This is a genomic window from Pseudoalteromonas sp. NZS11 (assembly GCF_015864765.1).
GTDB lineage: Bacteria > Pseudomonadota > Gammaproteobacteria > Enterobacterales > Alteromonadaceae > Pseudoalteromonas > Pseudoalteromonas arctica.
This window is the reverse complement of the sequence record NZ_JADYWP010000002.1, coordinates 598,068-620,464: the sequence shown is the minus strand read 5'-3', so window position 1 is coordinate 620,464 and position 22,397 is coordinate 598,068. Positions and strand designations below refer to the sequence as shown.

The following is a 22,397-nucleotide window of genomic DNA, read 5'->3' as shown; positions in this document are numbered from 1 at the left end:
GTGTATATAAGGTGGTTCAATTATTTGTGAATAGAGTTACTCACAAATAAAAATTATTTAGTGCATTGCATCGTTATATTGCTTTGCTAAGCTTTGTTTTTGCCCTTCGGTTAGTGCTTTACCAGCCAATTGAAATACTTCGTGTTCTTCTTCGCTTAAGTGATGATGTACCAAATGGTGCAGCTTTTTAGCTGCAACTAACCATGCAGACGAGCTCATTTCGGTATCTTCAAGTTGTTCAATTAATTCATCAATTTCGTGATGTTCAGCTACGCTGTGGCGCGCTTTTTCATGAGTTAAGTCATCAAACATAAGTGGGTTATAAAAGTAACGTTCTTCAAATTTTGCGTGTTGTTCTAATTCTGTTTTTAGCTCGTCCATTAGCGTGTGGCGCTGCTCTGTGTCGCCGTGCGTTTGAATAAGTGCATCTACTAATTTTCTTTGTTTGTCATGGTCATGACGTAGTGCTTCAAAAATATTCATAACTAATCCTTTTACAATTTATTTGCTTATACCATTAACTAGCAAACTAAATGCCAAATATTAAGTTGATGTATTTTATTGCTTTTATTTTGATTTTTTATTTTTATGCTCATCTCACTGTAAATTTTACAGTGAGATGAATGCAATAATTTCAGGATTTTACGTAGTTCAATTATAAAAGGAGTATAAATTCCTACAGAACCTTACAAATATTTACTGGTTGTTTATTTTATTGCAGTGATAAAGTAGCAACATTATTTAGGTACAATCTATATGTATTACTCCCACATATAATATCAATCGGTATAAATGCAGGTAGCACGTCAACTTAATAGGATAGTTTAAGGATGAACATAAAAAGCCCCATCTCCGCATTATTGCTGTGCGCTTTACTGAGTGCATGTAGTACTGCCCCACGTTCTGACCCTAACTTATGCATTGAAGAGGCCGAAACGGTTGATCGAAATGGCGCTCAAACAAGCTCAGAAGTTTATAATCAATGCATTAGCGCACAAATTAAAAAGGATGAAAAAAATGACACTTTTTTTGATGCTATCGGTACGTTCTTTTTTGAATTTTTTGTAATGGTGGTAGAAAAGTAAATAGGCTAACTTGCAGCTGTAATTTAAAGTAAATAAGTTGCGTAAAAATAGGATTAGTTATGAAGCAATTATTGATAGTAATTCCACTTTTTTTATTACTAAGCGCTTGTGCGGCACAGCCTTACGCAGGTTCGGCAAAATGTATGGAACAAGCAGATATTGCATACGAAACCGATACACGTAAAAATGATACCAATCTGCTTATATATGGGGTCTATTTAACGTTAAGAAAATTACGCTAGAACTAGGCAAAAATTTTTATATCTAGTTGTTCTAAATAAAAAATTTTTAACGACGTTATAGTGCAATTTAATTCGTTAAATTGATCAGAGATTTATGCAGGTTGGTATGAGACATTAGATAATGAATGCAAAGCTGCAAAAGTAAATACGCCTAATAAAGAGCTTGAGAATCATGGCTTGGTTGATAGAAGCCTTTTACAGCTAATCGTTAGCGTTTTAAATGGCGTATTTTAATAGTAAAAATATAATTAAATAAGGTATGTATGAGGGAAGAACTAAGAGCAAAAATAATTACCGTGTGCGATAAAAAAATAGCAGCTAAAGGCGAAAATGTAGGGCTTTCTTTTTATGCATTTTTTGCTAATAAAAACGACGACCCAGAGCTACTTATGGAAGCTGCTACTTGGTGGATACACACCCATAAATTAGATCATTTTGTAAAAGCACATAAAATTAAACAAATGGTTTTAGACGGACTTTAGTCAAGTAAATGAGCCAATACTTTTAGCTGTGCTTATTTAATCAACAACGACTTGGTTTCTTCCGTTTTCTTTTGCTTTATAAAGTAATTTATCTGCATGCTTAATAAGAACATCTAGTGTGCTTTTTAAAGGGCCACTTACAGAGGCCCCTGCACTAAAGGTGATTTTTGTATCACTAGGAAAGTCTTCTATATTACTGCAATGCTTGGCGAAGCTAATGGCGAGTCGGTTAAATATATCGCGAATTATTCGTTCATCAACCGTATTTAGTGCAAATAACCATTCTTCGCCGCCGTAACGACCAAACTGATGATCATTACATAGTGTTTCTTTTGCAGCTTTTGTAAAGGCAATAAGAACTAAATCTCCAACATCGTGACCAAAATGGTCGTTAACTTTTTTAAAGTAGTCTAAGTCAACAATTGCTATCGTCATTTTACCTTCACCAAGCTTTGCTTCTGCTGCGCGCATTATTCCTCTGCGATTAGGGCAATTTGTTAGATAATCTGTTAATGAAATATCGTGATATTTTTGACGTTGTCGAGCTTGCCGATAAAATAAAAATAATGAAGCAATCACTAAAATAAATGCAATAGCAGCGCTGAGTCGCCAAATTATTTTTTGTTGATATTCTTCTTTAGCTTGTAGCTCACTAATGTCTTTTGCGTACTCTAGTTGCTGTATTTTGTCTTCTTTTTCTTTTACTTCAAACTGTATCTGTAGTGTTTTTATATTATTTTCACTGGTTGCTTCGTAGTGCTTTTTTGTATAAAGGATCTTTTGTTCAATTGCTTCAAAAGCCTCGTCAGTGTGGTTAAGGCGTCGCTTTAGCTCATAGCGTTTACTTAAAAAATCGGCTTTATAAATACTGCGGCTGAATTTATCTAATTTTAAAAACACCTCATCGTTTGCTTCATTTGCTCTCTCGAGTAAATCTTGTTTTATATATATGTCAGCTAACAAAATGAGCGATGCGAGTTGCATGTCGTAAACACCTGCAGAACGAGCAAGCTCAATGTTTTCTTTAGTTAAAGTTAAAGCTTTATCGTAGTTTGCTTGTAAGTACTCAATATTTGCAATTGAGTACTGAGCAAAGGTTAAGCCTTTTTGCATATTAACTTTTTTAAAATAGAGCAATGCTTTATCTAGGTATATTAAGGCATCTTTAGGTTTTTCTACTTCAAGCAATACATTGCCTAAGCTCCAATATGCTTTTGCAGTAAAAAGCCCATCTTGTGTTTGCTCATATGCCGCAACCGCTTTTTTTGCATAATATACGGCTTTGTCTTTTTCGTTTAGATAATTATATGCATCGGCTATTTTTCTAAAAAAGTATCCTTGAGATGCTGAATCGTCATCTTTTAATGCTAATTCTAGCCCCTCTAGTGCAACATTTAGGGTCTTTTTCAATGAATCTGTATCGGTGTAATAGTAAGCAAGTGCTCGCAAAATAATGATTTTTTCTTTAGTTGAATGCTGTTGCAAGCTTTCTTCTAATTTTGTGGCTAGCGTTTGTGCTGGAGCTGGGTTTGGCTCCCTCGCTAGAGACTTGAGTTGTGATTCGAGAAATAATAAATATACACTTTTTTGGTTTGGTAACTCTTTGTTCTTTAAGTAATAGGATAAGTGTGTGTTTAACGCTTCGTATTTTTCTTGTCTAAAAAGTAACTCCGCATACAAAGCGGCCGCTTCTAGATGAAGGTTTTCCCAATTTTGCTCTTTGCTTATTTTAAACGCTTGAGTGAGTTTGTCTCCATTTTGAAGATAGTCTAGTTCATTTAGTTTTATGTTATTGATGAGGGTTTGAGTTGTTTCAAAGTCTAGCGCATGTAAAGTTGCACTTAATGAATCGCCGTTAGCTGAGGCAAGCTTACTTAAAAGTAAAAATAAAAGGAGAACAATATACTTTGCCCATAAAGTATTACCTAAAATCTTTATTTGTGTATTGTTAGCCATGTTAATCCTTTGCTGACTTATTTTTATTAGGAAATACTTTTCTACATTGCTTAATAAACTTGGGCTTGAACAGTTTTTTATACTCATTATTGAAAAAATAAGACCATAAACGATATCAATTTAATTAATAAAAACCAACACATTGTATAATATAATGGTCGCAGCTATGTGTTTTTATTAAAAATCTGCGGCTACTTCAAACTCTAATCGTTTAAGTGTAATTGGGTGAGTAAATGCTAAGTATTCTGCATGTAAATGTAATCTATCGGCTTTTTGCCCGTAATGTGTGTCGCCTATAATTGGCATGTTTAAACCTAAACTGTGCGCGCAATGCACTCTTAATTGATGAGTACGCCCTGTTTTAGGATATAACTGTAATCGGGTAATATTGTTGTTACGCTCTAAAACGTGCCAGGTAGTAAGTGATGGCTTACCGTGTTTGTAACACACCATTTGGCGCGGTTTATCATCAAAGTCGAGCACTAAGGGTAAATCAATTACTCCGCTATCCTCAGCTACATTACCATTAACTAATGCGACATAACGTTTATCTATGGTGCGTTCAATAAACTGCTTTTGCAGTGCTTTGTGCACGCGTTTATTAAGTGCGATCATCAATAATCCAGAAGTCGACATATCTAATCTGTGTACAATTAGTGGGCCTGATGCCTCTGGAAACTGCGTTTTGATTCGCATATAAACTGAGTCATCAATATTAACGCCAGGCACAGATAAAAACTCAGCGGGCTTATTTACCACAAGTAAGTCGTCATCTTTATAAACAATACTTAAATCTTTACCCTGAGCGGGGTTGATAAGTAGCGGGTTATCTTCAACATCTAAACCCTTTAGCATGTGCCCAAGTATTGGTTGGCATTTACTGTAACAAGAAGGGTAGTAGTTTTTATGCTGCCTAATTGCTGATTTAGGCGCTGCTCCCCACCAAAATTCAGCCATAGCAAGTGGCTTTAAGTCATGTTTATAGGCGTATTGTAATAATTTAGGCGCTGCACAATCGCCAGCACCCGAAGGAGGAGTGTGCTCAGGTAATGCTGCAAATATGGCATTTAAGTCTGTAGTTTCACCATTTGCATTTAAAAATTGGTACTGCGCAAATAACTTTTTTTGTAAGCTTTTAGAAAGCGTTTTACGGCGCTTTTTTAAATGAGCAATTTCATCAGAAATATTGATGTGTGTTTGCTGCAGTGACTCGATTATATTTTGCCAATAGGCTTTAAGTGCCAGCAGTTGCTTTTTTTCTACGATACTTTGCCCTGCAAGCTTATTTTTTAACTGCTCAAAATCACTTTCGCTAAGCTCTAACTCGCCTTCGGTACGTTGTATTTTACGTTGCTGGCGACCGGCTTGCATTACTGCCTGTTGGGCTAATAGTGCTTGCTGGTAGCTTTGTGTTGCATCATCAAGTTTGCTATTAACTTCATGCAGTTGTTTACTATTTTCTAACTGCTCAATTTGAGCATTAATATCGTTAATTATTTTACTTTGAGCCAAATAGTTATCGTCTTGCAGCTGCATGCTAGAGATGGGCGGTACAAAGCTAATATTGGCTTTATCACCTTCAATTTGCCCCGAATAAGCACTTAAAAAGCCTAATTGTTGCTTAGTATTTTGCACCACTAAAACCCCAAACATTTTACCGGCATTTTCTGCTTTTAAATGCGTTAACGTTTCAAGTTGTTGCTGTAATTGTTTTGTGGCTGCTACAGCTAATGGTTGCGGCTCGTAATAAAAAGGGAAAGTAAACTTTTCCGGAAGCGCGAGAGAATCAATATTTTGAGAAAATAATGTAAAGCACGAAGCAGAATTTGACATAGAAGTAAGAGAAAAGCATTCAGTAAAATAATTGAGCGCATAATAACATATTCATAGTTAAGCCACTAAAAATCTCGCACTCGCATATTCATAAACACTTTAAAGCGGACATTCATGTTTTGTGTATCAGTATGAGGGCGTAGCAAACCTAGGAGTATCGTTTGTTAGTAAAGTCTCGGTAGTAATATATCTATCATTATCAAAATATTTAGGCTTATCGATTCTCAATAATTGAGCGCATTTCGAAACGATGAGTTACTTGATAGAGCAGAGGCGAAAAATCAATTTACAGAATAACTGAATATTTAGGAGTTCTATATTATGAGTCAAAATATCGCAAGTTTTATCACTGAAACCCTCGAACAAGCGGGCGTAAAACGCATTTGGGGAGTAACTGGCGATTCACTTAACGGCATTAGTGAAAGTCTGCGAAAAATGGGAACAATTGAATGGCTAGGCACACGTCATGAAGAAGCGGCAGCATTTGCAGCCGGTGGCGAAGCGCATTTATCAGGAGAGCTTGCGGTGTGTGCGGGTTCTTGCGGTCCAGGTAACCTTCATTTAATTAATGGCTTATTTGATTGCCAGCGTAATAATGTACCGGTATTAGCTATTGCCGCGCACATTCCTTCATCTGAAATTGGCAGCAGCTATTTCCAAGAAACCCATCCGCAAGAATTATTTAAAGAATGCAGTGTGTATTGTGAAATGGTGTCGAGCCCCGAGCAAATGCCGTACCTGCTAGAAACCGCAATGCGACAAGCAATTTTAAAAAAAGGCGTGAGTGTACTTGTGCTACCTGGCGACATTGCATTAAAAGATATGCCTAAAGCTATCAAACCAAAATGGAACGTGCCAAAACCAGCAACTTATACCCCTGCTTTATCTGATATTGAAGCAATGGCGACTCATCTTAATAAAAGTAAAAAAGTAACCTTATTATGTGGCGCTGGTTGTAAGGACGCTCACGACGAAATTGTTGCGCTAGCCGAAAAATTACAAGCACCGATAGTACATGCTATGCGTGGTAAAGAATTTATTGAGTACGACAATCCTTACGATGTTGGTATGACCGGATTTATTGGTTTTGCGTCGGGCTATCATGCAATGCAAGAAGCCGATACGTTACTTATGATTGGTACTAGTTTTCCTTATCGTGCTTTTTATCCCGAAAATACCACCATATTGCAAATCGATAATCAGCCAGCGTCACTCGGGCGACATGTTCAAATTGATTGTGGTGTATTAGGGGACACAAAAAATTCAGTGACCACACTGCTTGAGCATATTAAAGGGGAGCGGACAAGTTCGCACTTACAAAAATGTGTTAAAAACTACAAAGAGTCTCGAAAAGATCTTGATGAACTTGCCAGTGGCAAAACCTCGCAAAATTTAATTCACCCGCAATACCTAACGCGTTTACTCAACGAGCAAGCAGCTGACGATGCTGTTTTTACTTGTGATGTAGGTACGCCAACAGTGTGGGCTGCACGTTATTTGTCAATGAATGGAAAGCGCCGCTTAATTGGATCGTTTAATCATGGTTCTATGGCAAATGCCATGTCGCAGGCAATGGGGGTTCAATCTGTAGATAGAGACCGCCAAGTCATTGCAATGTGTGGTGATGGTGGCTTTTCGATGTTAATGGGCGACTTAATCTCGCTTAAACAGCTTAATTTACCAATAAAGATTGTTGTTTATAATAATCGCTCACTTAGTTTTGTGGCTATGGAAATGAAAGCAAGTGGGTTTTTATCAAGCGATACCGATTTAGAAAACCCAAGCTTTGCTAAAATTGCAGAGGCCTGTGGCTTAAAAGGGATTCATGTAAGCGACCCTGAAAAATTACCATCGGCAATGAACGAGATGATGAATCACTCAGGACCTGTTGTTTTAGAAGTCGATACAGCAAAACAAGAGCTTTCAATGCCGCCGCAAATCAAATTAGAGCAAGCAAAAGGCTTTAGTGTTTACATGATGAAAGCGCTGATAAATGGCAAAGGTAACGAGATTGTAGAGCTTGCCAAAACTAACTGGTCACGCTAGTTAAGTTACTTCCCTATTGAGTATTTTTGCTCAATAGGGAAGTGTAAATTAGAAGTAGGATATGATTAAAATGGAAGGTTTTTTAGTATAGTGTTGGAATCACTACGATGCTTTTGAGCTCACTCAAGTGCGATGTAAAGAGCTAAAACACTTAGCATTGGCATCAATTGCTACTTGGTAGTTGTTTTAGTTTAACGTTTCACTCGCTTTACTCAATCAAAGTAAAGCGAGCGCTCAGTATCACTTACAAACTCTTTTTAGGCGGTAGGGCGACGTTTGCAAATATTAGTCCTGCAACAAGCGACATAAATATTAAAAACGTTTGTTGGCCTATGTGTTCTGCGTATATAAAGTCTTGGCCTTCAATTAGTGAGTTTAAGCCAATATAGGTTTTGCTACCTGGTACTAATACAATTAAGCCTTGCATGGCCACAATAGAGGCTGGCGCATTAGCAACGCGGTTAAACAAGTTACTAAATATACCCACCGATAAAGCACCCACAAACGTACCTAACGTGTAATCAAGATACATAGCCGAGCCAATACTGGTGCCGTACGCTATAAAGCCTGATGCAATAGACCAAACCGCATGCTTAAGTTTGGTTCTAAAAATCACGATTAAGCTGCTACAAAGTAAAAATATAGCCAGCCATGCGGTCCATTTTGGTAATGGCTCAGGTTGTACAAAGTCGGCTTGCCCAAAGAGTGCAAAGCCAATACCTATACCTATAAAACCACCAAAATACAGTTTAAACAACAGCATAAACGAGTCCATTACCCTTGCTGTGCCCGACACTAAATGCCGTGCTGCAAGCTCTGCTAAACCAAGCGCAAGTGCTAAACCGGGTATAAATACAATAATGGCCGAAAGTACTACCAAGCGTATATTTATTTCAGGCGTTATATACACGCTTACTGCACATGCAAGTACTGCTGATATTATGGCAACTAATGGCTCAAGCATGTGAGCTACGCGTTTTGAGCGACCAGACCAAAGCACAAACACATAAACGACTAAAGTAAGCAGCGATGACCAAATAACATCAGTCCAGCTAGTACCCATTAGCATAGCAAACGCACCGCCAGAAGTTGCAAAGGCAACGCCCGTTGTTAATTTATTATATGGGTTTGGCATCACAAAAATTGCGTCTAGCTGCGCATCAACTTCTTGTAAACTTAGCTTGTCGTCAAGCATTTGGTTTACAAGGTCGTCGGTGTCGGCAAGTGAGCCTAAATCGTGATCGCCAGGGTCTACACGTGCAACGTGGGTGTACTCATCTTCGTGGCCATCGGTCCAAATAACAAACGTTACAGAGGTTGGCGACATAACAAATGACGATTTAAGTCCTAAGTAAGTAGCCACTTCCATTAGGTGGGCTTCTAGGCGGTAGGCTGGGGTGCCATACTTGTGAAGCATTTTACCCAATTTAACGATAAATTTGCGTTTTTCTGTAAAGGTTGCAGTTTTCAAATCTTTTTGGACCAAATATTGCGATAACTAAGCTAAAAATATAGACAATACAGCTAAAACTGCCCACGTTTGATGGGCGCGATTTTAAACACTAATTGGTGTGTGTCTAGTCATTTTTAATCTAATTTTTTATTTTTTTCAGCTATCCATTGCGACATGTATTGAGTGCTGCGCATTGTATGATGTTTGAGCATTTGGCCTGTGAAGTTTTTTTCGCGATGAGCGCTTAAAGCGCAACTTATTGAATCAATTTTTTGGATTAACGCAGCGCTTAATTGGGCTTTATCGTACAGCGTATTAAGGAGTGTATTACCATCTTGCTGCGCTTGTTCAAAGTCACTTTGATTGTTGTGCATTTCAATGGCAGCGTTGGCAAAGTCATCGGCTGTGTTGGCTATTTTACCAGGCCATGGTAAATCGTTATGCATGCCCTCTGCGCCAATGTTAGTGGTAACGCTGGGTGTTTGCATTATCATGGCTTCAAGCAATTTACCTTTAATACCTGCACCAAATCGCAGTGGCGCTAAACATACACGCGCACTTTGCATTACATCAAACGCATTATCGGCCCAGCCTTTTATTAAAAAACCGGTTTTGGGGTTATTAAGTGCCGTGGCTTTTGGTGGTGGGTAAGAGCCATAAATATGTAGTTCTGCTTTTGGGAGTTGCTTGCGAATAAGTGGCCATATTTTTTGTAAATAAAGTACAGCATCCCAGTTTGGCGCGTGTCTAAAGTTACCTATTGTCATAAAGTGCTGGCGCTGCTCAAACGTTTTTGTACTTGTAGGCAGTGAGCTTAAATCAACCATAAACGGTAAATGGTGTAATAAGCTTGGCTCTATTTTAAATACGCTGTTTAGCAGGCTCATTTCATAACTTGAAATAATTAAGCTCAGGTCGCAGCGTAAAATAGCGGCAATTTCGCGTTTTGCTATGTCTGAGTGTAAATCGCTGGTTGTAAAGTCACGCTCACCTTTAAACGCTTCGTGGCGAGCATTACGTAGGCACTGTAAATCTTCGGTATCTAAAATTTTAATTGCGTGTGGGCAATGTTTATCGACGCGCCAGCCAAATTGTTCTTCCATCATAAAACGGTCAAACATGACTATATCTGGATTATAGGCTTTAACGTATTCGTCAAAGCTGTCGCAGTTTAATGCAATGCTTTGGCTGGTTATGCCGAAGTCGTCAAGGTTTACCATGTGATCGGTGCGCTGCGCGGGCGTTGCAAATTCAACGTCCCAGTTTTGCGCTCTAAATGCATCTAATAACGACATCATGTGCGTTCCCGCAGCAGACGAATTTGGCTCTGGCCATACGTAGCCAATTACCAGCACTTTTTTCATTGGCTAGAATCTCTAATTTGTAAGTTTACATTTACCAGTGTTTTTACTGGCGGGGCTGTATTTTGTAGTAGCTCTTGCAGTATTAAAAGACACCGCTTGGCTATATCGGTTGTACTTATAGCCACGGTGGTTAAGTGATTATTTATAACCGCGCTATTAGGAATATGGTGGCAACTCACTACTTTAATACAGTGATGCGTTAATGAGTTAATAGCGGCAGTAACACCTTGAGCAATAATATCGTTTGAACACACCACTGCGTTTAATGTTGGGTTATGTTTATATGCTTCAATAAATGCATTTTTAGCGCTAAGGGCTGTGTTTACTGCGCAGTGAATGGGGGCTAATGGATTAATGCTGTGCTGCGCGCAAGCGGTATTAAAGCCACTTTGTAGTGCTTGTGAATCATTTAAAGTAAGTTCACTGCCTATAAATGCAATGTTTGTCACGCCTTGTGCGAGCAAATGCATACTGGCTACGTGGCTGGCTTTTTTATAGTCGGGTAATACACAAGGAGCTGCGCTAAAAGGCACTTCACTCATTACGGTAATTACTTTGTGTTGCGCGCTGAGCGTATCAAGCCATTTGGAGCAAGTATTAGTAACGGGGCAAATAATAAATGCAGCAGCGTTGTATTCTTTTAAGTTTTTAACTGCGTTTGCTTGTAGTTCAAGACTATTATTACTGCTTACAATCATGGCTTGTAGGCCACTTTCGTTTAACAAAAGTTGTAGGCTGGTAGCAAGTTGCGCCATAGTTGGGTTAGTTAAATCGTTTATTACTATGGCCACTAAATTTGAGCGCTTTGAGCGCATAGCAGCGGCATCACGATTATAAACGTAACCAAGCTCATCAATCGCTTTTAGTATTTTTTGTTTACTTTTATTGCCCACTTTATCGCTTTGGGTAAGTACCAAGGATACGGTTGATTTTGATACACCAGCACGCTCTGCAACATCAAAAATAGTGACTGATTTGGCTTTGTTATGCATTGTATTTTAAGTACCGCAGTGGTGAATAAATAGCGCTGTAGTTTAGCTTAATCAGCACTATTAAGTCATCTTTTAGAGGTGTTTAACTTACCTTAATACTTTATGAACAAAGCAAAACGTGTTTATATACGCCTATAAGAGTAAAAAATAACAAAAGGATAAAAACATGAGCGCTTTTAGGCTGTTAGTTGCCTTTATTTGTTGTGCGGCCTTAGTACCAACAAGTTACGCCGAGCAGGGCTATCAAACCCCATCACCTGAACTTGCAGCATTGGTTGATGCTAAGTTAGCACCCACTAGTTACTTATCGAGCGATGGCCAGTGGTTAGCGCTTTTTGAACGCAAACGTGTAGTAACCCTTGATGAACTTGCAAAAGAAGAGCTTAAGCTTGCTGGTATTAAGCTAAACCCCGCTAATTTTTCGCGCTCTCGTGTGAGTGCCAAATTTAGTGCCGTGGAGCTAAAGCATGTTCAAAGCGGATCAGTTATTAGCATTAACAACTTACCTAATGACATTATTCGCTCACCTAAATGGTCATCTAATAGTAAATATTTAGCCTTTATTGTTGAGCAACCAACCCAAGCCAATTTATGGCTTTACAGCGTTGAAACTAAACAAGCAAAAGAGTTAACTAGCGCTGCATTAAATTCGGTACTAACTGCATCACCATATAAATGGCTGCCAGATAGCAGCGCCATTGTTGCAAACCTCGCTGTTAACTTTGGCAAGCCAAGGCTTGAAAATAACAGCCAAAATGTAGTGCCTGTTATTCAACAAAGTACTGGCGAAAAAGCGCCTGCACGTACTTACCAAAATTTATTAACAAGCCCGTTTGATGAATCACAATTTAAATTTTACGGCCAAGGGCAATTGGCTTACGTAACGCTTGATGGTAATACTCAAGCAATAGGTAGCCCTTCTTTATTTAAATCATTTTCGGTATCACCTGATTCTACCAATATATTAGTCGCCGGTATTAATGAGCCGTTTTCGTATCAAGTGCCTTACAGCCGCTTTGCAAGCACGTGGCAAATATGGGGCATGCGCGGCTATGCATTAGCAGAGCTGGCAAAACAACCACTTGCCGATAACATTCCACAAGGTTATGACAGTGTACGCACAGGCCGCCGTAATTTTGAATGGCGAGCCGATCAGGGCGCTGAAGTTATTTGGGCCGAGGCGCAAGATGGCGGCGACATGGAAACTGACGTTGAGCATCATGATTATGTATACAGCTTGCGTGCACCATTTAAACGCGAGCCTAAATTATTTGCCAAAGTAGAACGCCGTTATTCTGGTATTGAGTGGGGTAACGAAAACGTAGCAATGCTGACAGACTGGCGCTTTAGCGATCGCCAAGTACGGACCTTTGTTGTACAACCTCGAAATGCTGACAGAAACCGCGTTTTATTTTCAGAGCGTAGTTACAACGACGCGTATAAAGACCCTGGTAATGCAATTTACGAGCGCAACGATTTAGGCGCAAACGTAATTAAAATTGTAGGCGGGCGTTATATTTACCTGCGCGGTAATGGAGCTTCAGAGCAAGGTAATATCCCGTTTTTAGACCAATACGATGTTAAAACAAATAGCAGCAAGCGTTTATGGCAATCAGAAGCGCCATACTACGAGCGTGTACGCGCTCTGCTTGACGACGAAGGTGAGCGCTTTATTACTATCCGTGAATCTAAAACTGAGCAACCTAACTTTTTTATACGCAATTTAGATAACGACACGCTAACGCAATTAACGACATTTGAGCACCCGTACCCTGCATTTAAAGGCGTAACTAAAGAGCAATTACGTTATAAACGCGACGACGGTGTTGAGCTTTCGGGCACGCTTTATTTACCACCAGGGTACGATAAAACACAAGGGCCGTTACCGGTACTTATGTGGGCTTATCCACTCGAATACAAAGATAAAGCCGTAGCATCACAAGTTCGTGAGTCGCCGTATGCATTTACTTACATTGGTTATTGGGGCCCAATGCCTTACCTTGCCAAAGGGATTGCCGTGTTTGACGACCCTAAAATGCCAATAGTGGGTATTGATGGCAGCGAGCCAAACGATAACTTTAGAAAGCAGTTAGTATCAAGTGCGCAAGCAGCTGTTGATGTATTAGTTAAAAAAGGCATTGCCGATAAAAACAAAATTGCCATAGCAGGGCACTCGTATGGTGCATTTATGGTTGCTAACTTATTGGCTCATAGCGATTTATTTAAAACAGGTATTGCCCGCAGTGGCGCGTATAACCGCACATTAACGCCGTTTGGTTTTCAAGGAGAAGAGCGTGATTTTTGGCAAGCACAAAGTGTGTACGCTAATATGTCGCCGTTTTTTCACGCTGAAAAAATCAATGAGCCAATGCTAATGATCCACGGTCAAGAAGATCCTAATTCTGGCACTTTTCCAATGCAAAGTGAGCGCATGTACGCAGCCCTAAAAGGTTTAGGTAAAGATGCTCGCTTAGTAATGCTCCCTTATGAAGCACATGGTTACCGTGCGCGTAAAAGCTTATTACATGTGTTGTGGGAACAAGAACAGTGGTTAGATAAGTATTTGTTAAATGATACAGCAGAGTCAGTAGAGGTTATTACTGAACCCTTGGTAAGTGCTGGGCAATAGTAATAAACATGAGTAAGCAACAGCGCGGCTACTTATAGCCGCGTTTTTGCTTTTAATATGAGAGTAAATTAATGATTGATGTAGCAGCACTTGCGGTTTTTATTCCTACCTTCTTTTTTGTGTCGATAACGCCAGGTATGTGTATGACCCTTGCCATGACACTCGGTATGAGTATTGGCGTGCGCCGCACATTATGGATGATGATAGGTGAGCTGTTAGGCGTCGCAAGTGTTGCCATAGCTGCGGTATTAGGCGTTGCAAGCGTAATGCTAAATTACCCAGATGCGTTCGCTATTTTAAAATGGGTTGGCGGTGCGTACTTAATTTATATTGGCGTTAACATGTGGCGAGCCAAAGGCAAAATGTCGGTTGATACCTCAAAACCAAATGACGTAAGTCGGAAGTCGTTATTTACCCAAGGTTTTGTAACCGCAATTGCTAACCCTAAAGGGTGGGCGTTTATGATCTCACTATTACCGCCCTTTATAAGTGTTGAGCATGCAGTAGCCCCTCAGCTTTTAGTATTGCTTGGCGTTATAATGACCACCGAGTTTTTAAGCATGTTGGCTTATGCAACAGGCGGTAAAAGCTTACGTTTATTTTTAGCCCGTGGCGATAATATAAAATGGATGAACCGTATTGCTGGCAGCTTAATGGGGTTAGTTGGAATTTGGCTTATTATTGGTTAGCTCAAAAAGTAGTTGATATTGTCAATTAATTTACTATAGTTGATTTTATCATCTATTTAACGCTTAAGGCATGCCCAAAAATGAGTACACCCGTATCAGTAAATCCAGTAATTGTTGAGCCTAAAAAAACACCTGTAATTTATAAAATACTGGTTATGGTAAGTATTATCACTCTAATCGGCGGTACTCTAACTGGCATTATGACTTATGTGAATGTGGGTGTTACAGAGCATTTTTATGCCGACTGGTTTACCTCGTTTATAAGTGCAGTACTTGTAATGGCGCCTATTGGTTTTGTAATGATGACCTTAATGCACAAGCTAGTTGCTAAGTTATTACCTAGGGCGTGTTGATCTTTGGTGGTTGAATTTGCAGCAGTATGTTTGGTTTTTAGGCAAGGCAGAGCCTATGTAGTGTGGTTATTCCCCATAAATAGGCGATAACGCAGCATAAATACCAAACATGCGCTGCCTATTGGGTTCTTTCTAGGGACGATTAACTCTTTGTTGCTCGGTTTTGACTTAGCCCACTAGGTTACAAACCTCGCGCCGTGATTTAATCGCCCCTAGATTGAACAAATTTCAATCTACAAAGATAAACACGCCCTAGTAGCGAGCTAAAACGTAACTTAGTTATTAGTGTTTTTATGGCGCTGATCATGGAGTCGGTGATGGCGTTTGTTACCGCTACTAATAATATTGGCTATGCAGATATGCGTGTATTTGTAACTGGATGGGCTGAAGGGTTATTAGCCGCATTACCAATAGGTTTAACTATAATGCTGATAATGTCGGTTACGGTAAAACCTAAAATAGAACGCTTTTTAAAAAGCTAATAAAAAAAAGAGCCATTGGCTCTTTTTTGTTATTTAGTGTTTACCTGCTCTTTAAATTGCGCCATTCAAAAAAGGTGCTGTTCGGCTTATTTTAGATTGAGCTACATCTGTAGGTTTCCCTTGCCCTACAATTAAGCCGCCTTCTTCACCAGCACCAGGGCCTACATCAATTACCCAGTCACTATTGCGGGCTACTTGCATATCGTGTTCAACCATAATGACGGTATTGCCAGCATCTACTAATTTATTTAACTGCGACATCAGCATTGATACATCCGATGGGTGCAGGCCTGTCGTTGGCTCATCAAGAACATAAAGTGTGTTACCGCGCTGCGCACGTTGAAGCTCGGTTGCTAATTTAATACGCTGCGCTTCACCGCCAGAAAGCTCAGTGGCAGGTTGTCCTAAACGCAAATACCCAAGACCTACTTGCATAAGTGCATCTAGTGCTCGTAGTATTGCAGGTTCGTTTTCAAAAAAGGTATGCGCCGATTCAACCGTTAAATTGAGGATATCGCTTATGTTTTTATCACGATATGTAACCTCTAGTGTTTGCTCGTTATAACGCTTGCCATGACACACTTGGCAAGGTGAATAAACGCTTGGTAAAAACAGTAGCTCTATACTTACAAAGCCAACGCCTTCACAGTTTTTACAGCGACCCTTAGCAACATTAAATGAAAAGCGACCAGCATCATAACGGCGCTCTTTTGCTTTTTGGGTTGAAGCAAATAGTTTACGCACATGATCAAACAAACCCGTGTAGGTAGCTAAATTTGAACGAGGGGTACGGCCAATCGCTTTTTGATTGACGGTAATCAGGCGGCTTATATTATTTATACCTTCAATAATTTGTCCGCTGGTGTGTGTTTGCAGCTCCTGTTCGAGTAAGTCGGCTTCGTCGGTGGGGGCTTCTGTTATTACTTTTTGCCCAAGTGCTTCGTAAACAAGTTCTACTAAGGCTTGGCTTACTAAACTTGATTTACCAGAGCCCGAAACCCCAGTAACGGTTGTCATAACACCCAGAGGAAATTCTGCATTGAGTTTTTTAAGATTGTTACGCTCAATATCAGCCAATTTTAACCACACTTTAGGCTGCCTTTGCTCCTTTTTTTGCGCGCTGTTTTGAGTAGACTCTTGACTGGTGTTTTTAGCAAAAAGGTGACGACCGGTGTGCGAATTTTTTATTTTTCTTAACCCTTCAACAGGACCGCTGTAAATAATGTCGCCACCATGCACACCTGCATCAGGGCCTACATCAACAATCCAATCGGCATGTTTAACAACACTAACATCGTGCTCAACAACAAATACAGAATTGCCAGCCGCTATTAACTCATCAAGCGCTTTTAGCAAGGCTTGAGTGTCGGCAGGGTGTAAACCCGCTGAAGGTTCATCTAACACGTAAACAACACCAAATAGTTTAGAGCGAATTTGTGTGGCAAGTCGCAATCGTTGTAGCTCTCCGGGTGAGAGCGTTGGTGTTGTCCGCTCAAGCGACAAGTATCCTAAACCAAGCATGGTTAGTGCTTCAATACGGGTGAGAATATCGCTGGCAATGCGCTGCGTAACCATGGCTTGTTCTGGTTTCTTTGTATTTTTATTTACTTTGGTATTAGCGGCGTTACTTAGCTTTTTAGCAAGCTCGTTTAATGTAAGTTGAGATAGCTCGCCAATATCGAGCCCTGCAAATTTAACACTTAACGATGCTTGTTTTAACTTTTTACCTTGGCAAGTAGGGCACTGCGATATTTGCATAAACTGCGATACGCGCTTTTTTGTACGCGGACTTTGTGTGGTAGCAAAAGACTGTAAAACAAAGCGTTTAGCGCTTGAAAAAGTTCCCATGTAGCTTGGATCTTCGCTATTTTTTATCGCATTTTGTGTTTGCTCATAGGTGTAATCTGGGTATACCGGCACAGTAGGTGTTTCGTCGGTAAATAAAATCCAATCCCGTGCTTTTTTAGAAAGTTTGTTCCAAGGTGTGTCTATGTCATAACCAAGGGAAGTAAGAATACGGCTTAGGTTTTTACCTTGCCATGCTGGTGGCCACGCTTCAATGGCGCGCTGGCGAATAGTTTTTGTATCATCTGGCACAAGTAGCTTTTCGGTTACTTCAAACACTCGGCCTATTCCTGAGCATTCTGGGCACGCACCTTGTGGCGTATTCGGCGAAAACGCATCGGCGTAAAGTATGCTTTGCCCTTTGGGATAATCGCCAGCACGAGAGTAAAGCATGCGTAGCGCGTTAGAAATAGTTGTTATGCTGCCAACGGATGAGCGAACCGAGGGCGCGCCGCGTTGCTGCTGCAAAGCAACGGCAGGCGGTAGTCCTTCAATAGAATCAACATCGGGCTCATCAACTTGATCTATCAACCTACGGGCGTATGGCGATACTGAATCAAGATAGCGGTGCTGCGACTCAGCAAACAGCGTTCCAAACGCAAGCGACGATTTTCCAGAGCCCGATATTCCTGTAAAAACAACCAATGCGTTACGAGGTAAGTCAACGTCTACATTTTTTAAGTTGTGAACGCGCGCCCCTCTTACTTGGATGCTGTTACTAGGATCAGATAAATCCATTGTTGAGTTTTTATGTGTGCTTGCCATACGTTTATACTCCTGTTTAATCGCGCTTTTTACTTTAAGTTAGCTTTGAATTATTTACTCTTATCACTAGTTATTACCCTAAAGTAGCGCAAGCACGCTGAATGAGCGCTTAGTCTGCAGCGGCACAGCCAAAGTGCTGGGTAAAATTGCGATGATTGTTTGTTTACATAATAGGTATGGAATGCGAATATAATTTAAACAGTTATTGTTATGTAATTTGTTACGTAATTTACTAGGTATTTTACTAGGTAATAAAAAGGAACTAACAGTGAATAAAGCCTTAGTGATCATTTTATTGGTGCTTTCGTGGGCAACCCAAGCCGACTCTATCAAAGCGCTAAATGTTGACCGTGCAGTACCAAATAGCATGCACTTATCGTTTGCAAACGATAGCAACATAACCCCTAAAAAAGGGGATTTTAAAATCGTTAATTATGTATTAATGAGCAATGAAGAGGGCGAACGCTGGGCTGTTATAACGCTAACTAACTTATCGTCGGGCAATCGCGAATTAGGCGAGGAGCACTTACTTGCGCTTTTTGCTGATGGCAGCCGATTCATGCCAATGGAATTTAAACTCGGTTTTAAAGGCAACGAAACACAATCAGTAACTGTATCGTTTGCCGATTATAAATTCCCTATTTTAAGTGTGTATTCGAGTAACGATTTGTAATTAATATTAGTGCAATTATGCTGCCTTAGAGTCTTGTATTGTATTAAATGGCAATTTTGTAATCGCAAAAATAGTATGCTGTTGGAATTACTCTTCAGCTTGGTAATATAGCAAAGGCTTTTAAAGTATTGAGTATCTGCAAATTGCATGTAGCTACTAGTTGGCTTAGAGCGATGAGCAGGCATTGAGTAAATATAATAGTTCATTATGTGGTCAATATTTGTTACTCAGGTATTCAGGGAGATAAGCCACACGCGCATATAATTTAATTAGCTCTGTTTAAAATAGTAGAAAACTTAATAATAGCAATATCTTAGATAATTTGTTAAAACATTACATCACGTAGAAAATGAGCGAGGAACGTAAAGAAATTCGCGCATTATAAAATTGTTATACGCCAAGGAAAGGATGAAGATATGATTAGTAAATTCTCTAAAAACATCGCTAAAAGTGTTCTGTCAGAAATCGCTATCGCAAAAAAAATTGAAATAATGGGTAACCCTTCTGATTCTTTTCACCACTTGGAAAATGCACACGTATTAGGCCAAGAATCTACTTGGTGGCATGTCAAAGTGCATTTACTTATGTTTTCTTGGGCAATTAGACAGGGAGATGCAAAAGAGTGCATCGGTCAAATTTTCCGCATTGTTGGTGCAGCAACCAAAACAGCTATAGGTTTAGTTCCTGCGGGGAATACTGGAGGCACAAATATTAGCCCTTTTAAAAAGTTACCTCTTAAACCAAAGCATCAGGCCGCTATTATCAAGGCCAAAGGCAGCGCATAACAAACCACTGACTCCATTCTGGCGCTCGTTGAGACACAAACATGTAGGCTACCTTCGCTCCGTATTTTAGCCTATATATTCGTGCCCGTAAGTGGGAAATTAAGTTTTTAGGAGAGCTTCGGTGATTATCAGAAAAATGAATGAGAAGGATGTTGAAGCTGTAAGTGCAATTTGTATTGCTTCGTTTTTACGCTCTATTGCAGACACGTTGTCAGAGGAAGGGAAGATTACTTTTTCGAGTATTGCTGCTAGCAATGCTTTTCTTGGCAGAATGAAGGGCGACAACTTAATGTTAGTTGCTGAGAACGACGAAAATATCGAAGGTGTCATTGAGTTAAAGGAAGGTCGACATGTTTCGATGCTTTTTATTCGTCCTGAACGCCAAAAGAGTGGTATTGGGAGAAAGCTGCTTTTATCCGCCTTAAAATACGCGAAGGTAGAAACTGTAACCGTCAGCGCGTCACTATCTTCAGTGACCGCTTACGAAAAGTATGGGTTTGAGTGCAGTGGCGAAATTGATGAATCGGCAGGTTTGGTTTATCAACCTATGGAGATTAAACTTAGTAAGGAAATGTACGCGGCGAGCACGTGATTGCAGCGTTACTAATGTTCGCTTCTGGCACTTTGCTAAAGCCAGCTTTGAGCGAAAACCGGACACTGAAAAAGTTAAATTTATTCCTATTTCTTTGAGTAGGAGCCTAACTTTGTCCGATAACATTATTAAACACCATTTTGGTGTGTTATAAACCACCAAAATGGTGTTCACTAAGCTGTTGGCATTATGGAGAACGTAGCAAATGGATGTGAAAAATTTACCTACTGATAACCTTTATAAATTCATTACTCTTTTTTGTATAGCACTAATGCTTTCATCTGCTTATGCGGTGGTTTCTGTTTATGACTCTCACCGAGCACAGTACAATAAAGTTAAAGAAAAAGAGTTTTTGTTATTAGATACTAAAAAAGGAACTGACAAATTTAATGCGCAGAGTGAATATATATCACAAGAATTTTTACGTATAAAAAGCGACCGATCATTTTTTATTTGGTTTCCTATGACGGCTTTTGCGCTTTCAATTTTTGGTGGCATTTATGGTTTTAATTTGTGGCGTAAGAATTTACAAAAATACTTAGATGAGCAAGTTAAGCTAGAAACAATAATTTTACGTAAAAAAGCAGAATAATGCTAACAAGAGTCTAAGGCCATGACAGTCCGCAATTGGCACTTTGGTGAAGTCCGCCTAGAGCGAACAGCGGTCGGTGATAAAGTCTTTACCTGCATGCAAAATACAAGACGTGATCCCATTAATACGCGTTAGATATACATTTAGAGAAAAAATGAATTCATACAGAAAGCGATGTTTAAGTAGATACTCATTTATGAGTGAAAAAGCAATAGTTTACCTTGATACTAAATTCTGGATTATCCTTAGAGATGTTCAACTCAATAACGTAAGCTGCGCAAAAAAAATAAAATTATACAATACAATTATTGAGCTTAATGAATCAGGGAAGATAATTATTCCCATATCGCACTATGTGCTTAATGAATTTGTAAAACAAAAAGATAAGGATACTTTGAAAGAGTGTTTTGATCTAATTCTTCAGCTTTCTGGAAATATATCTATTAGAGACTATCATGAACGAATTTTTGAGGAGTTGATCTTATTTATTACACTTATAAAAAACGGAGAATTAAACACTAAGTTAGATGTAATAAGCCAATATGTTTGGACACAGATACCATATACCTTTGGCAAATTTGTTTGCTCTGATGGAGACGATGTATCATACGATGAGGTTGTTCAAGATGTTATTTTTGAGCGGAAAACGATTGATTCCGAGTTCCTAAGTATGATTTTGGATAAAAGTGAAAACATGAGCGACTACCCAGATCCAACTTGCATGATCAATGCAAAAAGGAAAGATAAATACGGAAGCTCAGCTAAGAATCAATGTAGTGAATTTTATTTAGCGCTTAAAAAAGGACTTATCGCTAACGCTTTAAAAGAAGTTATGGGATCTTATAATGAAGAGAATGTTAACCAAATTTTTATTATATTAAACAATCTAAAGTACAAAAATAAGCTTGGTAATTTTTTACCAACTTTAAACACTTATTCAACACTCTTAAGTACATGGTTAGTTGAACAACAATCAAATATCAAGGTAAATCACTATTTTGATATTCATCATGCTTCTGCAGCGCTGCCTTATTTTGACGTTTTTCTGACAGAAAAAAGTTTAAAAGATGCCATCCAACGGGTATCTCCAAAATACCTTTCATTCAATAAATGTAAAGTTGGTTCAACACCTGAAGAAGCTATCGAAATATTAAACTCCATTAAATAACCTCTCGCTAAAACGAATGGGGTCAAATCTGGACTTCACACATCAGGGATCATCAATGTCTGCTTATGGCTGTGAGTTCAACTGTGAGCGAAAAACTGACTGTCAGCCCCAATTATTCCAAATATTGATTATCTTATAAAAGAAACAACAACGACAACCAGAATAATAAACTCTGTATTCACAGCCTAATCAATAAGCATAAATTGATGCGGTATTGTTACTTTTAGTGCCTTATTGTTATTTATTGATCGTAATCAATAGATAACCCTTTAATACTCACTACACTTAACTTGCTGAGATGGAGCCGAGTCTATTCTTATGGAGTTGGTAATATCATTGAAAAATATGATTTTAGATTGTGAAGGAGAATA

20 protein-coding genes are annotated in these 22,397 nt (G+C 39.2%); 13 read left to right on the top strand and 7 right to left on the bottom strand.

Annotation, left to right across the window (positions count from 1 at the left end; genetic code table 11):
* Positions 1–57: 57 nt before the first annotated feature.
* Complete coding sequence (locus I6E82_RS06410) at positions 58–483, bottom strand: hemerythrin domain-containing protein (RefSeq protein WP_024591907.1); 426 nt, start codon at positions 481–483, stop codon at positions 58–60.
* Positions 484–830: 347 nt separating this feature from the next.
* Between I6E82_RS06410 and I6E82_RS06405 the strand changes: the two genes are divergently transcribed.
* The 3 genes from I6E82_RS06405 (at position 831) to I6E82_RS06395 (ending at position 1,809) form a co-directional block, all read left to right on the top strand.
* Positions 831–1,085 carry a hypothetical protein gene (locus I6E82_RS06405; RefSeq protein WP_197100784.1) on the top strand — a complete coding sequence of 85 codons (255 nt, stop codon included), beginning with the start codon at positions 831–833 and terminating at the stop codon, positions 1,083–1,085.
* A 59-nt stretch (positions 1,086–1,144) separates the two neighbouring features.
* The gene (locus I6E82_RS06400; protein WP_197117333.1) at positions 1,145–1,327 is read left to right on the top strand and encodes a hypothetical protein; all 183 of its coding nucleotides are present in this window, start codon (positions 1,145–1,147) and stop codon (positions 1,325–1,327) included.
* 263 nt (positions 1,328–1,590) lie between these two features.
* Positions 1,591–1,809 carry a DUF6500 family protein gene (locus I6E82_RS06395; protein WP_007377212.1) on the top strand — a complete coding sequence of 73 codons (219 nt, stop codon included), beginning with the start codon at positions 1,591–1,593 and terminating at the stop codon, positions 1,807–1,809.
* 36 nt (positions 1,810–1,845) lie between these two features.
* Here the strand turns inward: I6E82_RS06395 and I6E82_RS06390 are convergent, their stop codons facing one another.
* Complete coding sequence (locus tag I6E82_RS06390; protein WP_197117191.1) at positions 1,846–3,765, bottom strand: tetratricopeptide repeat-containing diguanylate cyclase; 1,920 nt, start codon at positions 3,763–3,765, stop codon at positions 1,846–1,848.
* 177 nt (positions 3,766–3,942) lie between these two features.
* Positions 3,943–5,598, bottom strand: a complete 1,656-nt coding sequence (locus tag I6E82_RS06385; RefSeq protein ID WP_197117189.1) for an RluA family pseudouridine synthase — start codon at positions 5,596–5,598, stop codon at positions 3,943–3,945.
* Positions 5,599–5,919: 321 nt separating this feature from the next.
* Here I6E82_RS06385 and poxB point away from each other — a divergent pair, with 321 nt between their 5' ends.
* Entirely contained in the window at positions 5,920–7,644 is a 1,725-nt protein-coding gene (poxB, locus tag I6E82_RS06380) for a ubiquinone-dependent pyruvate dehydrogenase (RefSeq protein ID WP_197117187.1), read from the top strand.
* A gap of 244 nt (positions 7,645–7,888) precedes the next feature.
* Here the strand turns inward: poxB and I6E82_RS06375 are convergent, their stop codons facing one another.
* The 3 genes from I6E82_RS06375 to I6E82_RS06365 form a co-directional block, all read right to left on the bottom strand.
* Positions 7,889–9,115, bottom strand: a complete 1,227-nt coding sequence (locus I6E82_RS06375; protein ID WP_076924234.1) for a threonine/serine ThrE exporter family protein — start codon at positions 9,113–9,115, stop codon at positions 7,889–7,891.
* Between the two features lie 116 nt (positions 9,116–9,231).
* Positions 9,232–10,461: a glycosyltransferase gene (locus tag I6E82_RS06370; protein WP_197117185.1), complete on the bottom strand. Its 1,230-nt coding sequence runs from the start codon at positions 10,459–10,461 to the stop codon at positions 9,232–9,234.
* A complete protein-coding gene (locus I6E82_RS06365; RefSeq protein ID WP_197117182.1) occupies positions 10,458–11,453 on the bottom strand; it encodes a LacI family DNA-binding transcriptional regulator in 996 nt (331 codons plus the stop codon). Before I6E82_RS06365 ends, I6E82_RS06370 begins: the two co-directional genes overlap by 4 nt.
* A gap of 166 nt (positions 11,454–11,619) precedes the next feature.
* Here I6E82_RS06365 and I6E82_RS06360 point away from each other — a divergent pair, with 166 nt between their 5' ends.
* From I6E82_RS06360 to I6E82_RS06345, 4 genes are all read left to right on the top strand, one after another.
* Positions 11,620–14,082 (top strand): S9 family peptidase, encoded by a 2,463-nt coding sequence (locus I6E82_RS06360; protein WP_197117180.1) that lies wholly within the window; start codon positions 11,620–11,622, stop codon positions 14,080–14,082.
* A gap of 71 nt (positions 14,083–14,153) precedes the next feature.
* Positions 14,154–14,771 (top strand): LysE family translocator, encoded by a 618-nt coding sequence (locus tag I6E82_RS06355; protein ID WP_197100773.1) that lies wholly within the window; start codon positions 14,154–14,156, stop codon positions 14,769–14,771.
* 80 nt (positions 14,772–14,851) lie between these two features.
* Positions 14,852–15,124 carry a DUF2798 domain-containing protein gene (locus I6E82_RS06350; RefSeq protein ID WP_231616875.1) on the top strand — a complete coding sequence of 91 codons (273 nt, stop codon included), beginning with the start codon at positions 14,852–14,854 and terminating at the stop codon, positions 15,122–15,124.
* A 293-nt stretch (positions 15,125–15,417) separates the two neighbouring features.
* Positions 15,418–15,606 (top strand): DUF2798 domain-containing protein, encoded by a 189-nt coding sequence (locus tag I6E82_RS06345; protein ID WP_231615234.1) that lies wholly within the window; start codon positions 15,418–15,420, stop codon positions 15,604–15,606.
* 51 nt (positions 15,607–15,657) lie between these two features.
* Here I6E82_RS06345 and uvrA read toward each other — a convergent pair whose 3' ends face one another.
* Complete coding sequence (uvrA, locus tag I6E82_RS06340) at positions 15,658–18,216, bottom strand: excinuclease ABC subunit UvrA (RefSeq protein ID WP_197117178.1); 2,559 nt, start codon at positions 18,214–18,216, stop codon at positions 15,658–15,660.
* Positions 18,217–18,484: 268 nt separating this feature from the next.
* Between uvrA and I6E82_RS06335 the strand changes: the two genes are divergently transcribed.
* From I6E82_RS06335 to I6E82_RS06315, 5 genes are all read left to right on the top strand, one after another.
* Positions 18,485–18,889, top strand: coding sequence for a hypothetical protein (locus I6E82_RS06335; protein WP_007375644.1), 405 nt, complete (start codon positions 18,485–18,487; stop codon positions 18,887–18,889).
* A gap of 416 nt (positions 18,890–19,305) precedes the next feature.
* A complete protein-coding gene (locus I6E82_RS06330; RefSeq protein WP_197117176.1) occupies positions 19,306–19,674 on the top strand; it encodes a DUF3703 domain-containing protein in 369 nt (122 codons plus the stop codon).
* Between the two features lie 121 nt (positions 19,675–19,795).
* Positions 19,796–20,266: a GNAT family N-acetyltransferase gene (locus tag I6E82_RS06325; protein ID WP_331459155.1), complete on the top strand. Its 471-nt coding sequence runs from the start codon at positions 19,796–19,798 to the stop codon at positions 20,264–20,266.
* 205 nt (positions 20,267–20,471) lie between these two features.
* Positions 20,472–20,858 carry a hypothetical protein gene (locus tag I6E82_RS06320; protein ID WP_197117174.1) on the top strand — a complete coding sequence of 129 codons (387 nt, stop codon included), beginning with the start codon at positions 20,472–20,474 and terminating at the stop codon, positions 20,856–20,858.
* 196 nt (positions 20,859–21,054) lie between these two features.
* A complete protein-coding gene (locus tag I6E82_RS06315; protein ID WP_197117172.1) occupies positions 21,055–22,026 on the top strand; it encodes a hypothetical protein in 972 nt (323 codons plus the stop codon).
* Positions 22,027–22,397: the final 371 nt, after the last annotated feature.

Excerpts from the sequence above, each read along its gene's own strand:
- I6E82_RS06400 (WP_197117333.1), top strand. The coding sequence starts at position 1,145 with ATGAAGCAATTATTGATAGTAATTCCACTTTTTTTATTACTAAGCGCT.
- poxB (WP_197117187.1), top strand. The coding sequence starts at position 5,920 with ATGAGTCAAAATATCGCAAGTTTTATCACTGAAACCCTCGAACAAGCG.
- I6E82_RS06385 (WP_197117189.1), bottom strand. The coding sequence starts at position 5,598 with ATGTCAAATTCTGCTTCGTGCTTTACATTATTTTCTCAAAATATTGAT.
- I6E82_RS06365 (WP_197117182.1), bottom strand. The coding sequence starts at position 11,453 with ATGCATAACAAAGCCAAATCAGTCACTATTTTTGATGTTGCAGAGCGT.
- I6E82_RS06360 (WP_197117180.1), top strand. The coding sequence starts at position 11,620 with ATGAGCGCTTTTAGGCTGTTAGTTGCCTTTATTTGTTGTGCGGCCTTA.
- I6E82_RS06320 (WP_197117174.1), top strand. The coding sequence starts at position 20,472 with ATGGATGTGAAAAATTTACCTACTGATAACCTTTATAAATTCATTACT.
- I6E82_RS06345 (WP_231615234.1), top strand. The coding sequence starts at position 15,418 with ATGGCGCTGATCATGGAGTCGGTGATGGCGTTTGTTACCGCTACTAAT.
- I6E82_RS06350 (WP_231616875.1), top strand. The coding sequence starts at position 14,852 with ATGAGTACACCCGTATCAGTAAATCCAGTAATTGTTGAGCCTAAAAAA.
- I6E82_RS06395 (WP_007377212.1), top strand. The coding sequence starts at position 1,591 with ATGAGGGAAGAACTAAGAGCAAAAATAATTACCGTGTGCGATAAAAAA.
- I6E82_RS06405 (WP_197100784.1), top strand. The coding sequence starts at position 831 with ATGAACATAAAAAGCCCCATCTCCGCATTATTGCTGTGCGCTTTACTG.
- I6E82_RS06390 (WP_197117191.1), bottom strand. The coding sequence starts at position 3,765 with ATGGCTAACAATACACAAATAAAGATTTTAGGTAATACTTTATGGGCA.
- I6E82_RS06410 (WP_024591907.1), bottom strand. The coding sequence starts at position 483 with ATGAATATTTTTGAAGCACTACGTCATGACCATGACAAACAAAGAAAA.
- uvrA (WP_197117178.1), bottom strand. The coding sequence starts at position 18,216 with ATGGCAAGCACACATAAAAACTCAACAATGGATTTATCTGATCCTAGT.
- I6E82_RS06355 (WP_197100773.1), top strand. The coding sequence starts at position 14,154 with ATGATTGATGTAGCAGCACTTGCGGTTTTTATTCCTACCTTCTTTTTT.
- I6E82_RS06330 (WP_197117176.1), top strand. The coding sequence starts at position 19,306 with ATGATTAGTAAATTCTCTAAAAACATCGCTAAAAGTGTTCTGTCAGAA.
- I6E82_RS06315 (WP_197117172.1), top strand. The coding sequence starts at position 21,055 with ATGAGTGAAAAAGCAATAGTTTACCTTGATACTAAATTCTGGATTATC.
- I6E82_RS06370 (WP_197117185.1), bottom strand. The coding sequence starts at position 10,461 with ATGAAAAAAGTGCTGGTAATTGGCTACGTATGGCCAGAGCCAAATTCG.